General features: G+C 61.0%; 11 protein-coding genes. 1 reads left to right on the top strand and 10 read right to left on the bottom strand.

The window, feature by feature from the left end; translation table 11 throughout:
- Positions 1 to 77: 77 nt before the first annotated feature.
- From E3E11_RS08635 to E3E11_RS01275, 10 genes are all read right to left on the bottom strand, one after another.
- Complete coding sequence (locus tag E3E11_RS08635; protein WP_407938686.1) at positions 78 to 413, bottom strand: sulfurtransferase TusA family protein; 336 nt, start codon at positions 411 to 413, stop codon at positions 78 to 80.
- 221 nt (positions 414 to 634) lie between these two features.
- Positions 635 to 1,960: an NCS2 family permease gene (locus E3E11_RS01315; RefSeq protein WP_141450822.1), complete on the bottom strand. Its 1,326-nt coding sequence runs from the start codon at positions 1,958 to 1,960 to the stop codon at positions 635 to 637.
- A gap of 44 nt (positions 1,961 to 2,004) precedes the next feature.
- Positions 2,005 to 3,420, bottom strand: coding sequence for a glycosyltransferase family 2 protein (locus E3E11_RS01310; protein WP_141450821.1), 1,416 nt, complete (start codon positions 3,418 to 3,420; stop codon positions 2,005 to 2,007).
- A 3-nt stretch (positions 3,421 to 3,423) separates the two neighbouring features.
- On the bottom strand, positions 3,424 to 5,226 hold the full coding sequence (lepA, locus tag E3E11_RS01305; protein WP_141450820.1) for a translation elongation factor 4: 1,803 nt from the start codon (positions 5,224 to 5,226) through the stop codon (positions 3,424 to 3,426).
- Positions 5,227 to 5,423: 197 nt separating this feature from the next.
- Complete coding sequence (locus E3E11_RS01300) at positions 5,424 to 6,374, bottom strand: OmpA family protein (RefSeq protein WP_141450819.1); 951 nt, start codon at positions 6,372 to 6,374, stop codon at positions 5,424 to 5,426.
- 3 nt (positions 6,375 to 6,377) lie between these two features.
- Positions 6,378 to 7,595, bottom strand: coding sequence for a MotA/TolQ/ExbB proton channel family protein (locus E3E11_RS01295; RefSeq protein WP_141450818.1), 1,218 nt, complete (start codon positions 7,593 to 7,595; stop codon positions 6,378 to 6,380).
- Positions 7,592 to 8,374 (bottom strand): OmpA family protein, encoded by a 783-nt coding sequence (locus E3E11_RS01290; protein ID WP_168189180.1) that lies wholly within the window; start codon positions 8,372 to 8,374, stop codon positions 7,592 to 7,594. Before E3E11_RS01290 ends, E3E11_RS01295 begins: the two co-directional genes overlap by 4 nt.
- Positions 8,375 to 8,771: 397 nt before the next feature.
- Entirely contained in the window at positions 8,772 to 9,608 is an 837-nt protein-coding gene (locus E3E11_RS01285) for an inositol monophosphatase family protein (protein ID WP_141450816.1), read from the bottom strand.
- Positions 9,609 to 9,613: 5 nt separating this feature from the next.
- The gene (efp, locus tag E3E11_RS01280; RefSeq protein ID WP_141450815.1) at positions 9,614 to 10,180 is read right to left on the bottom strand and encodes an elongation factor P; all 567 of its coding nucleotides are present in this window, start codon (positions 10,178 to 10,180) and stop codon (positions 9,614 to 9,616) included.
- A gap of 180 nt (positions 10,181 to 10,360) precedes the next feature.
- Positions 10,361 to 11,491, bottom strand: a complete 1,131-nt coding sequence (locus E3E11_RS01275; RefSeq protein WP_141450814.1) for a lysine-2,3-aminomutase-like protein — start codon at positions 11,489 to 11,491, stop codon at positions 10,361 to 10,363.
- Positions 11,492 to 11,724: 233 nt separating this feature from the next.
- On the opposite strand from E3E11_RS01275, the gene epmA reads away from it, so the two are divergent.
- A complete protein-coding gene (epmA, locus tag E3E11_RS01270) occupies positions 11,725 to 12,717 on the top strand; it encodes an EF-P lysine aminoacylase EpmA (protein ID WP_231118943.1) in 993 nt (330 codons plus the stop codon).
- Positions 12,718 to 12,850 lie beyond the last annotated feature (133 nt).

The raw sequence follows: 12,850 nt of genomic DNA, 5'->3' as shown, positions 1-12,850 counted from the left end.
AGGTCTCCAGAATGTGGCCGGGCGGAGGGGCCGGAGGCATGATGCCTGAAGGGACAGGCCGGAAAGCTTATTGGGCATTACCGCGATAAGCGGTTTTTTTCCAGTCCTTCAGATGATTGCCGCTCTGAAAGTGTGGATTTTCCTGCGGGTATTTTTACCCCGTTGTCAGCTCCTCCCTGGCTGGGTTGATTGACATGGCAGCGTAACCGGAAACGCAGCACGCAGTTTTCGGAGGGTGCGCCTGACGATGTGGCACCGGCTGCCGGAAGAGAGACCGTTTCCAGCAGGCGATGACCTCTGTTTCTGCAGAAGGCAGGTATGTCCTTGAGAGTGGTATGATCTGAACAGAGCACGAATACCTCGCTTCCTGCAGGCAGATCACGCAGAGCCCGGCGTAGCTTCAGAAGCGGCATCGGGCAATGCAGACCCCGATAATCCAGGAAGGGGAGTGTTTTGGAGGAGCCAGGAAGAGGCAGCAGTGCAGCGGTCATGGGCTCAGTATGGGCTTTCAGAGCCATGGCATACAAGATTTCCCGCGTTTTACACCTTTTCGTTACAGAGCCTGGCGCGTTGCAGGATCTGAAAATTTTTCCTGTCAGGCGTCTGACGAGTGCTGCGCCAGGGCTGATCAGAATCAGAAACGGCTCTGGAGAACCATGTAGCAGACAAAAGCCGCATCAAGCCCGAGTACTGTCCAGGTAAGCTGCTCGAAGCGGCGCAGAGCCAGCGCCAGTCCGGTATAAAGCAGCATGCCACAGGCCAGGCTGAGCATGAAATTGCCAGTTACCCCGGCGATCAGGAGCATGCAGAGAGGTGGCAGCGCCTCAGCCTGCGCGCTTGGCAGCCGCGCCAGGCCGCCCATCATGTTGAGGCCCACCAGCACGAGGATGGGCGCGGTGGCAATGGCCGGAATGGAGGTGATCAGGGGCCAGAGAAAAGAGGAAAGACCGAACAGGACAGCCACCACAAGTGCGCTGAGACCCGTCCGCCCGCCGACTTCAGCGCCGGCCAGGTTTTCGACATAAGCTGAAACCGTGCAGGTGCCGAGCATGGCCCCGACAATGCTTCCCGCGCCGTCCGACGCATAGGCGCGGCGGTCGAGATCGGGATGTTCCTTTGTACCGCAGAGGCCGGCGCGATGGGCGACGCTCAGCAGCGTGCCGGTGGCATCGAAGAAATCGCTGAGCAGCACATAAAGTGTGATAGGCAGCAGAAGCCCGATATGGGCGAAAAAGTCACTGAAATCAAAAGGCAGCAGGAGGTGGGTCGGGTAATGGGGCCAGTCCATCCAGTGGTCGGGCAGGCGGGTGATTTTCTGACCGTCGTGAGAAATCATCGCTCCGGCAATTGTCAGCGCCAGAATGGTCAGGAGCAGACCGGCAGGCAGGCGGATCACGCTGAGAATGGCACACACCAAAATGCCTCCCAGGACCAGCAGAACCCGGGGATCAGCCAGAGAGCCGAAGCCCAGCCCCCCCGGCGTGGGAACAGCCACCCCGCCGGAAATTAGCCCGACTCGCGCAATAAAAACCCCGATGGCGACCTGGATGCCCAGAATGATGGAAGGCGGAAACCCCTGGCTGATCTTCTGGCGCAGCCGGGTCAGAGACAGAAGGGTGAAGCAGAGCCCACTGAACAGAACGACCGTAAAAGCCGTCCGGGGGCCGACATGCGCCTGCTGAACGATGACCTGGGCAAACAGGACATTGCTGCTCATGGCCGGCGCCAGGGCGATGGGCAGCCGCGCCCAGAGGGCCATGATGAGCGTGCCTGCCACGGCACCCGCAATCGTGGTGAGGACCATGTCATGGCGGTCGAGACCTGTCGCAGCCAGGATGGCAGGGTTGACGGCGACGATATAGGCCATGGCCCCGAAGACGGTCAGCCCGGCGATGACTTCCCGCCTGACTGTGGAGCGGCGGCCGGAGATATGGAAATAACGGTCGAGTAAGGCGCGCAAGAGACAACTCCTGAAACGTGTCTCGGACTGACGGTTCCCGGGCTTCAGGAAAGCGGCTTTTCCGGAGCTGAAGACGGAAAGATCTGCTGCAGGAAAGGCGAAGTGTCCAACAGGACCGCCCGGTCACTTTCGGGCAGTTGAGCCAGAACGCCTCCCAGGACGGAAGGCATGGGCGCACAGCAGGTTGTACGCAGGGCCTGTGTCAGGCCATCTGCTGAAAGCCCGTAGCGGGTGAGATCTGCAAGGGCTGTTCTGAGGCACCGTCCGCTGAGGTCGGGTTCGGGCGGCGGATTAGGCGCGAGATAAGCCGAACGGTTTTCAGGCAGAACAACGCGTTCGCCGCCCAGGGCATGTCGGAAGATCACCTGCTTGCCCTCGCGCTGCAGCCGGACTGCCGTGAGCGCGAGAAGCTCGCCCAGGGATTGGCGGGAGGCATCATGACGCGGAAGATAGGGCAGCGCGATCGGCGTGCGGGGGAAAAGCCAGCCGCGCTGATCGTCTGCAGGGGCAGGCTGGAAACACAGGGGTGTGTCCTCCTCCAGCCAGGTTTCTTTGCGTTTCCAGGCCATTCTGCCTGAGGCGCTGTCAATGACAAGCAGGCGGAGCGCCTTTGGGTCGGCGTTCTGCGCGGGCGCAGTGTCGGCCAGATAAAAATCCCCTCCCAGTGCAGCGTCAGTTTGGGGGAGGGGAGATGCGGAAGAGTTTGGTGAAGTTCTACGGAGCCTCTGCCAAAGCCGGTAGAGAGCCGTCTGCACGAGGCTGGCTGCTACCAGGCGGGTTTGCGGCAGAAAGCGCTCGCTGCCGCTGTCGCTCTCTTCATTGCGGTCGTAATAGGCTCGGGCCGCACCGTGTGAAGCTACGGCGGCATCATGCAGGATACGGGCCTGCGACCAGTCTGGCGTATGGCGGGCGTGGCTGAAGGGATCCGGCAGGCTCGGGGCATCAGGGGAGAAGAAACTGCGCGTCACGCGGTGGTCGGGGAAAGTGATGGGCGCGTGACGGGTATACATCGCACGCGGAGAGCGACTGGCGACGCTGGCTGGAGCATGGCCGTTCAGACCGGTGATGCACCAGTTGACACTTAAAGGGCTCAGTCCTGCGGAAGGCTCAACGGTAGCTTCGGGAAGCGAAAGCGCAGTACGGAGAAACTCGCTGACTGTTTCAGCGGCAGGAAGGAAATATTCGTCTTCTGCGAGCTGGAGAACCCAGTCAGGCTTCTGGCCGCCACTTTTCAGCAGGGTGTGCACAGCTGGCTGTGAATCAATACTGCTTTCTTCGACGTCCGTTTGGCGTAGGTCGAAGAGTTGCGCTGCAGTGTCGAGCAGGTCCAGACAGGACCGGTTCTTCCTGTCGGCTGCCACGAGCAGGGTTGAAAAGCCTACCGCCACATGATGTGCCAGCCACCAGGCCAGAGCCGGGGCTGAGCGGGGACATACGAGCAGGGCGGCGGCATGCACCATGACTCAGTCCATCTTGAGTGCGGCAAGGAAGGCGCTCTGTGGAATTTCCACCTTGCCGAACTGGCGCATACGCTTTTTCCCTTCCTTCTGTTTTTCCAGAAGTTTACGCTTGCGCGAGATATCGCCGCCGTAACATTTGGCTGTCACGTCCTTGGACAGGGCTCCGATTGTCTCGCGTGCGATGACTTTGGAGCCGATGGCAGCCTGAATGGCGATTTTGAACAGCTGACGCGGAATGAGCTCCTTGAGCTTGGCGCAGATGGCGCGCCCGCGCGCATCGGCAGCCGAGCGATGCGCCACGAAGGAAAGCGCGTCCACCGGTTCATGATTGACCAGAATGGAAATGCGCACGAGATCACTCTCCTCGTACCCGTCCATCTGATAGTCAAAGGAAGCGTAACCGCGTGTCAGGGATTTGAGCCGGTCGTAGAAATCAAACACCACTTCGTTGAGAGGCAGACGGTAAACCGCCATGGCGCGATTGCCGACATAAGTGAGATCCAGCTGCACGCCCCGTCTCTCGCTGCACAATGTGAGCACGGCGCCGAGATATTCATCAGGCACCATGATGGAAGCCTTGATCCAGGGCTCTTCAATGCGTTCCACCAGCGAGAGATCAGGCATGTCGGCCGGATTGTGGAGCTCTTCCATGCTGCCGTCAGTCCGGTAGAGCTTGTAGACGACGGAAGGGGCAGTCGCGATCAGGTCGAGATTGAACTCGCGCGACAGGCGCTCCTGAATGATCTCAAGATGGAGCAATCCCAGAAAGCCGCAGCGGAAACCGAACCCGAGGGCTGCGGAAGTTTCCATCTCGAAATGGAAGGAAGCATCGTTCAGCCGCAGTTTCCCCAGGCTGTCACGCAGTTTTTCAAAATCATCCGCGTCAACGGGGAACAGGCCGCACCACACGACCGGAATGGAAGGCTTGAAGCCGGGCAAGGGAGCCGGGGCCGGGCGCTGGTCATGGGTGATGGTATCGCCGACATTGCAGTCGGCCACCGCCTTGATGGCTGCATTGATATAGCCGATCTCGCCCGGTCCCAACGCCTTGACTGGCGTCATCTTGGGCCGGAAGACGCCGACCTGATCGACATTGTAGGTGGCTCCGGTCTCCATCATCCGGATCTTGTCGCCTGTCCTGAGCGTGCCTTCCTTGATCCGGACCAGAATGATGACCCCCAGGTAGGAATCATACCAGCTGTCAACCAGCAAGGCCTGCAGGGGGGCTTGGGGGTCGCCTTCAGGCGGCGGCAGATCCCGCACCAGGGCCTCGAGCACCCCTTCGATGTTCAGACCCGTCTTGGCGCTGATCTCCACTGCCTCATCAGCTGGAATGCCGACGACCTCCTCAATCTGCTGGCGGGTTTTTTCAGGCTCGGCAGCCGGCAGATCCACCTTGTTGAGAACCGGAACGATCTCATGATTGGCGTCAATGGCCTGATAGACATTCGCCAGAGTCTGCGCTTCCACTCCCTGGGAGGCATCGACGACGAGCAGTGAGCCCTCACAGGCTGCCAGGGAACGGCTGACTTCATAGGCGAAGTCCACATGGCCGGGCGTGTCCATGAGATTGAGGATATAGGTCTTTCCGTCCTTGGCCGGATAGGTGAGGCGCACGGTCTGCGCCTTGATGGTGATGCCGCGCTCCTGCTCCAGCTCCATCGAATCGAGAACCTGCCCCTTCATCTCACGGGCGGTGAGCGCCCCACAGGCTTCGATCAGCCGATCAGCCAGGGTGGATTTGCCGTGGTCGATATGGGCGATGATCGAAAAATTGCGGATCTGTGAGAGGGGCGTGTCGGTCATACGGGCTGTATAGGGGATTTTGCGCGGAGTGTCAGTGCATTCAGTTCATTTCAATGATAGTGCGCCCAACCGGCCTTCAGGAAAGGGGATAAATCTGCAGAGGGCCCGAAAAGCAGAAAAGCGCCAGAGAGGGGATTGCCCTCTGCCGGCGCTTCTCCTGTGACCGTGCTGCGCAAGGCAGCGCCGATCGACCCTGATCAGGGCGGGGTGATGCGGAACTCGATGCGGCGGTTGCGCGCAAGCTCTTCAGGGGTGTTTTCAGGGCCCAGCGGCTGATAGCTGGAGAAGGCTGTGGCAGCCAGATGGTGGGGGTTGATCCCTTCCTCCATCAGCAGCTTGACCACCGTGATGGCGCGGGCTGCCGAGAGCTCCCAGTTGCTCGGATAGGTCGGGGTATGGATCGGCATGCGATCGGCATAGCCCTCCACCTGCAGAACCCAGGGCGTGCTGGCGGGAATTTCGCGTTCGATGGTCTTCAGGGTTTTACCCAGAAGACGGATCTCACGCACACCTTCCGGTGTCAGCTGGTCGCTGCCAGGCGGGAAGAGAATTTCCGCCTGAAAGCGGAAGCGATCGCCTGCCACCTCGATACCCTTGTGTCCCTTGAGGAGCTGGCTGAGCTCTGCAAAGAACTTGGACTGGTATTTATTGAGGTTGTTGGCCTTGTCGACCTGAGCCAGCTTATGGTCCAGGTCATTGATCAGACCCTGGCGGGATGCCACCGCGTTCTTCTCGAGATTCAGGGCGTCCGCATAGCCCTGAAGCTGCTGGGTGAGCGCGTTGATGCGCTGGGTGAGGCCATTGATGACGACCATCTCAGCCCCGCCATTGACCAGATTCTGCGCCTGCGCTTCAGCAAGACGGCGATTGGCGTCTGCCAGAGCCGCCTGGAGGGCGGCAAGCTGGCTGTTTTTCTGCCGATCGGCGCTCTGGCTCTGGGCCAGGGAGCTCTGCAGCTTGTTGACCGAGGAATCGAGCATGTCCAGCTTGTGCTGACGCTGCGTCAGCATCATGGCCAGGAGCTGCTGACCGATCACGAAGAACAGCAGCAGGAAGGTCAGGACCATCAGCAGGGTGGACAGGGCGTCCACATAGCCGGGCCATGCGTTCAGTTCGGCGACCGGGCCGAGGCGTCTGCGCCGCGCCATGGCTCAGTCCTCCCGCGTGTGATGGGAGTCGCGGTGGTCATCATGATGATGACGGTGCTCCTCGCGGCGTTCAGCGTGACGCACATCCTCACGGAGGGCTGCGAGCTGACGTTCGATCTGCTGCAGGATCTGCGTGGCGGAAGTCTGCTCACCCAGCTGCTCGATGGCCTGGGTCAGGGCACGCAGGGCTTCATGGTGCTGGCGGCGGCTTTCCTCTCCGTCACGCACGAGGGTGCGCAAAGCTGTCACGTTCTGCTGCATCAGCGTCACGTTTTCAGTGGTCAGGCGCATGAAGTCCTGAACGCGGGGCAGCCACGTGGAGAGCGAAGCCCCCAGATTGCCCGCACCGCCGGTGCTGTAGCTGGAGGTGGCGACTTCCTCAACCAGAACATTGGTGGTGTTGCCGCCCAGAAGGCCTGCACGCGCTGCGGCAGCGGTGGCATCCTGCGCGCCGATTTCAGCGCCGAGAGCAGCGCTTTCAGCCGCATCCTGCGCGATTTCACGCGCAAGTTCAGCCGGAAGCTCGTAACGCGTGTGACCGGCCAGCCATTCTTCGAGCTCGTTGAAGAACCGGGTCTGGGCCTGACCGGCGGTCAGATCGAGAAATCCCAGAACCAGTGCGCCGGCCAGACCGAACATGGAAGCGGAGAAGGCGGTTGCCATGCCCTGCAGCGGGTGCACCAGGCCGCCTTTGACCGTGTCGAACATGACCAGCAGGTCATTGGTGGCCAAGTTCATGTTGCCGATGACGTCCGCGATGGAGCGCATCGTCAGGATGAGCCCGTAGAACGTGCCGAGCAGGCCCAGGAAGATCAGAAGCTGGGTAAGGTAGCGCGAGATCTGGCGGCCTTCCTCAAGACGGGAGGAAACGCTGTCCAGCAGCGTGTTGGCTGATTGCTGCGACAGAACCAGATGACCGGTGCGGGATTTCTGGGTCGTCAGCAGGCCTGCCATCGGAGCGAGCAGCTGCGGAGGCGGCGGAACAGCCATTCCCTCGCGCGGGCTGCGCAGCAGGGCAATCCACCGGACTTCAGGGCGCAGCTTGAGGACGAGATAGAAATTCCAGCAGATGCCCAGCACGAGCACACCCAGAATAAGGGCGTTGAGGGCCGGGTTGGAGGCGAAGGCATCACTCAGGACACTGAATTTGATCAGTGCGACCAGAAGGATGGCGATCAGGAAAAGGCCCATACGGACCAGGTAACGCGTGGGAGGGGTCATGGCCCGGAGGCTCCTTGTGAAGGGGGCGCGTTGCCAGAGGAAGAGGAAGAGCCGGAGGAAGTCCGGGTGTTCTTCCGGGAAACATCGCCTGTAACCGCGCTCCTTTTACCCGCATTGTGACCTGAACGTGCAGATGGCGCGTTGGCGTGAAGGGGAGAGGCGGAATAATTTACGGGCGACAATAGGGGATCGTAAGGCTGGCCATCATGAACCGGCTCACCCGGCACGGGCGTGACGGCAGGAGGAGGGTTGGCCTGGGTGATGAGGTCCAGCCTGTCGCCCGGGTCATGGTCCTGCGGGGAGGGACGACCATAGGCGACGGGATAAATTCGTGTTGTTGCCACGCCGCTGCTGACAAGCAGCGAACGCACGGCCAGGGCACGCTGCAGGGCCAACCTGCGCGGCATGGAGACGTCCTGGCCCGGCAGCTCGGCATAAGCGCGCAGGAAGATGCGCCGCTCAGGCATGGCCGCCAGATCATGACCCGCTTTGCGAAGCGCCTCGATGGTCTGGGCATTCAGTGCCGCACTGTTGGGCGCAAAGAGAACCCGCAGGTCAGTCGATGAACCGCTCGCCTGCGGAAGCGGGACGATGCGGCTGCCGGCCTGGGGATTGGCGATCACCGACTCCGGGGGCACGGGGGGATGCGTGGGCACCGGCACGAAAGGCGGCGCGATAACGACCGGTTTGGGTGGACCGGCCGGGATGGCCGGCACGGTGGTGAAACCAGGGCGCTGAGGCGCGGGCGGCAGCGGGGCAGCGCGGGACGATGCTTTCACTGCTGAAACGCTTTTTGAGGAAGAACTTCTGCGCGCAGCGTGGGAAGGCGCAGCGTGGTGAGCCGAGTGCGCTGCGGGGTGGGTAGAAGATCCATGATGGACCGGTTCTGCCGGCAGGGCGCCGAAATCCGTGGAGACCTGGGCTGCAGCCTGTTTCGGTGCTGCAAGGAACAGGCTGCAAAGCCCGCCTGAACTGACGTAACTTGCTGCTGCGAAAGCGGTGACAAGCACGCGCAGCCTGGCGAAAACAGGTTTCCTGTCCGATTTTCGGGTCGGGTTAAGTAAATCGGCAGGAATACCAAGTCTCCGCACAGTCATGAGGGGGACCCTAGCCGCAAGAAGCCATGTGTGGCAATGGCTCAGACTTCCTGCGGGAAAAGGTTTGTCAGGTGTGGATTTACTGCCCACTCTGCTTCAGAGCGGAAGCCACCAGATCTTTGAGCGGGCCGTGGAAATAGGGGTTGGCAGCGATGATGTTAACGTCCCCGTCAATGTCGGTGAGGTCATGACCGGTTTCATCGGTGACATAACCACCGGCTTCACGCACCATCAGCAGGCCTGCCGCACAGTCCCAGGGCTTGAGGCCGAATTCCCAGAAACCGTCGAAACGGCCAGCTGCCACCCAGGCCAGGTCGAGCGCGGCTGCCCCGAAGCGGCGGATGCCGGCAACCTTGGGCATGAGCGCGCCGAGCGTGCGACCGAAGGCAGCGATACGTTCTTCCGAAGCCTTGGCAAAGGGAATGCCGGTGCCGAAGAGGGCTTCTGACAGCTTGCGGCGACTGGACACGCGAAGGCGGCGTTCATTGTTGAGAAAGACGCCCATGCCTTTCTCGGTCCAGAACATTTCATTGGCGATCGGGTTGTAGACAAGGCCTGCCATCATCTCCAGCGTGCCATCTTCATGGCGGCGCTGCAGTCCGATGGAAATCGCCCAGTGGGGAATGCCATGCAGGAAATTGGTGGTGCCGTCGAGCGGGTCCACGATCCAGCGCCAGGTCCAGTTGTCACTGCCGCTTGCTCCGCTTTCCTCCATCAGGAAGGCGTAGCCGGGACGGGCGTGTTCCAGCTCCTCACGCAGGGTCGCTTCAGCACGCAGATCGGCCTGGGAGACGAAATCGCCCGGCCCCTTGATGCTGACCTGCAGCTGTTCCACTTCCGAGAAATCACGGACCAGGCTGCGCGCCGCTTTCTGGGCGGCTGCCTGCATGACAGCCATATGGGGGGTGAGACGCATGGTGATCAGTCCTTTGCGCGTTCGACGTAGGAGGCGTCATCCGTGCGGACGACGATGCGTTCGCCGGCTTCGATGAAGGGGGGGACCATGGTCTTGACCCCGTTGGAGAGCTTGGCAGGCTTGTAGGAGGAGCTGGCCGTCTGACCCTTGACCACGGGATCGGCTTCCGTGACCTCCAGGGTCACATGCGGCGGCAGGGTCACGGCAACCGGATCGCCTTCCACCAGTTTGACGCTCAGCTCCATGTTGTCCTGCAGGAAGGGCAGCTGATCACCAAGAATATCCTGCGGCAGCATGGCCTGCTCGAAGGTTTCCGGGTCCATCAGCACGATGTTGTCGCCGTCCATATAGGAATAGGTGTAATCCTTGTCCTCGGTGATCAGGCGTTCGACGGTATCGGCCGTGCGCCAGCGCTCGTTGGACTTGTTGCCTGTCACCAGGTCGCGCATTTCAACCTGGATGAAGGCGCCCCCCTTGCCGGGGGTGAGAATCTGCTGTTTCAGCACGGTCCAGCGGCGACCGTTATGTTCGATGACCTGGCCGGCGCGGATGAGATTGGCTTGTTGTTTCATGTCGGTTCCTGGCTGCCCCTGAAGATTATTTACGCTTTGCCTGAAGCGCGTTCTAGCGGGTGCGGGCCACAGGAAGCAAGGCGGGACAGAACGCGCGCACTGCCCGCGAACGGAGCTGTCTCTGGCAGGCAGGCCAGAGGCTGACGCTGATGACTGGGTCAGGATGGCAGGAAGAGGGGGTCAGGTAAAGGGATGTTCCTGTCCGTCCGCTGCCTGAACGCGGCGTTTCCTGAATGGTTCGCCGTCAGTTGCTTTGCACGTTCCGGAAGGGGGCTGGAGGCTCTGTTCTTCGGCAAGAAGATAATCCGGGCCGATGGGCACCTTGCCTGCACCTCCCGGAATGTCGAGCACATAGGTCGGCCAGGCCAGGCCCGTAACGCGGCCGCGCAATTGGCGCAGCAGGCTGCGGCCCTGCTCGACCGGGACGTGAAAATGTGCTGTGCCCGGGGCCGCATCAAGGTGATGAAGATAATAGGGTTTGACGCGTGCCTGCACCAGCGCCCGCAGCAGGCTTTCCAGGCTTTCCACGGTATCGTTGACGCCTTTCAGCAGAACCGACTGTGAAAGGACCGGAATGGCGCGGGCCTGAACACGTCGGAGGGCCTGGCGGACTTCAGGGGTCAGTTCGCTTGCATGGTTGGCATGGATGACCAGCCAGAACGCCTTTTCCGTTTCAAGGGCGTCAAGGAGTTCCTCGGTAAGGCGTTCCGGCATGGCCAGGGGGACCCGGCTGTGAAGGCGCAGTGTCTGGATATGGGGAATGCCGGAAAGACGGCGGATGATCCGCTTCAGGCGGCGCGGCGACAGCATGAGCGGATCACCCCCCGTGAGGATGACTTCCGTGACCTTCGAGTGGGTTTCAAACCAGGTGAAGGCACGCTCCAGCGCCGCTTCGTCCAGCAGGCCACCATCCGGCCCCACATGTTCCCGGCGGAAGCAGAAACGACAATAGAGCGGACACACGAGAAGAGGTTTCAGCAAAGCCCGGTCTTCGTAACGATGCACCACCCCGGGGACGGGCGACAGGGCGTCATCACCGATCGGATCAGCGCGTTCATGCGGAGCTGTGGCGAGCTCGCGCGCATCCGGCAGTACCTGCAGGCCGATCGGGTCGGAGTTGCGATCAGAGTTGGCATTCCCAGGAGACCGGGTTTTCAGCAGGGCGGCGAAAGCGGGCGGAATGGCGATGGAGAACTGTTCAGCCAGCGCCTGCAGGCCTGAAAGCGTTTCAGGCTCAGCCAGGCCGTGTTTGATCAGCGCTTCCGGTGTGCGGAGCGTCGAAGAAGGGCTTGCGCCGGAATGTTCAGACATGCTGCCCCTCTTGCTTTTCTATGGGTGATTTATGGGTGAAAGCCCTGAAAAGATTCTTGCCAGTGGAACTTCTGGCAAAGAGGTGCTTGCTGCTGCAAGCCCGAAGTGTTGTCGTTCAGCTACTGAAGCATTTTATCTCGGGGTCTCAGACGCGCATTTTTTAACAGGTGACAGGGTGTTCCAGACCAGCCGGTTAAGTGTGTCTCAGGTATTTTGATACAGGAGTGATTGATGTGACTTCTCCAGCTTCCAGGCACATTGCCGACCGTCTGCCCCTGCTCAGAAGGCGTGCCCTGCTTGCCCAGGGGATCAGGGCCTTTTTCACTGCGCGGGATTATCTGGAAGTCGAAACCCCTTATTTGGTGAAAGTCCCCGGAGAAGAAGTGCATCTGCGATGCTTCCGGACGCAGCTGGAAACGTCGGAGGGGGAGCTGGAAGCCCGTTTTCTGCACACTAGCCCGGAATTTGCCATGAAACGTCTGGTGGCAGCTACGGGCCAGAAGATCTTCCAGCTTGCGCGCGTCTGGCGCAACGGTGAGGAAAGCGCGACCCACCGTCCTGAGTTCACCATGCTGGAATGGTACCGCCCGCTGGCCAGCCTGGCTGCGCTCATGGAGGAAACGGAGCGGCTTTTCCAATCCCTCCTGCCGCCTGTCGTGATGCGGGAGGGACGCAAGGTGCAGATCAGACGGCCCTTCGAGCGTCTGACCATGCAGGAGGCTTTTGCCCGTTACGGCGGCGTGCCTGACCTGCTGGCGACCAATGAGGATGCTCGGGCGCTGGCACGTCAGGCCCATGTTGCCCTGAGAGCGGGCGAAAGCTGGGAAGATCTTTTTTTCCGTCTGCTGCTGGAACGCGTTGAGCCGCATATCGGATGGGAGAGGCCGACTTTTCTGACGCACTGGCCCGCCCCCCAGGCGGCCTTGGCTCAGGTTGATCCTCATGATCCCCGCGCAGCCCTGCGCTTTGAGCTGTATGCGGGTGGGCTGGAACTTGCCAATGCCTTTGAGGAACTGACGGATCCCCAGGAGCAGCGCCGCCGTTTTCAGCTGGACCGCGCCAGGCGTCTGGGTGTGGTCCCTGATCAGGACTGGGCGCTTGATGAGGATTTTCTGGCAGCTCTGGCTGATCTGCCCCCCTGTGCCGGGATCGCATTGGGTTTCGACCGATTGGTCATGCTGGCAACAGGGGCGCCGAAAATCACCGATGTGCTGTGGTTGGTGTAGCCTGCAGGCGGCTCTGGTGGAAGACTGGTAGAAGAAGCGAAAAAAGTCTAACCAGATCTTAATAGACCCGGATCTTAAGTGATCGGGACAGGGAAGAAAACGCCCTGACAACATCCGGAGAGGCAGCCCGTCA

Source organism: Oecophyllibacter saccharovorans (assembly GCF_006542375.1).
In the GTDB taxonomy this organism is placed as follows: domain Bacteria; phylum Pseudomonadota; class Alphaproteobacteria; order Acetobacterales; family Acetobacteraceae; genus Oecophyllibacter; species Oecophyllibacter saccharovorans.
The sequence above is the reverse complement of the archived record's forward strand: the minus strand, read 5'-3'. Positions and strand labels throughout refer to the sequence as shown.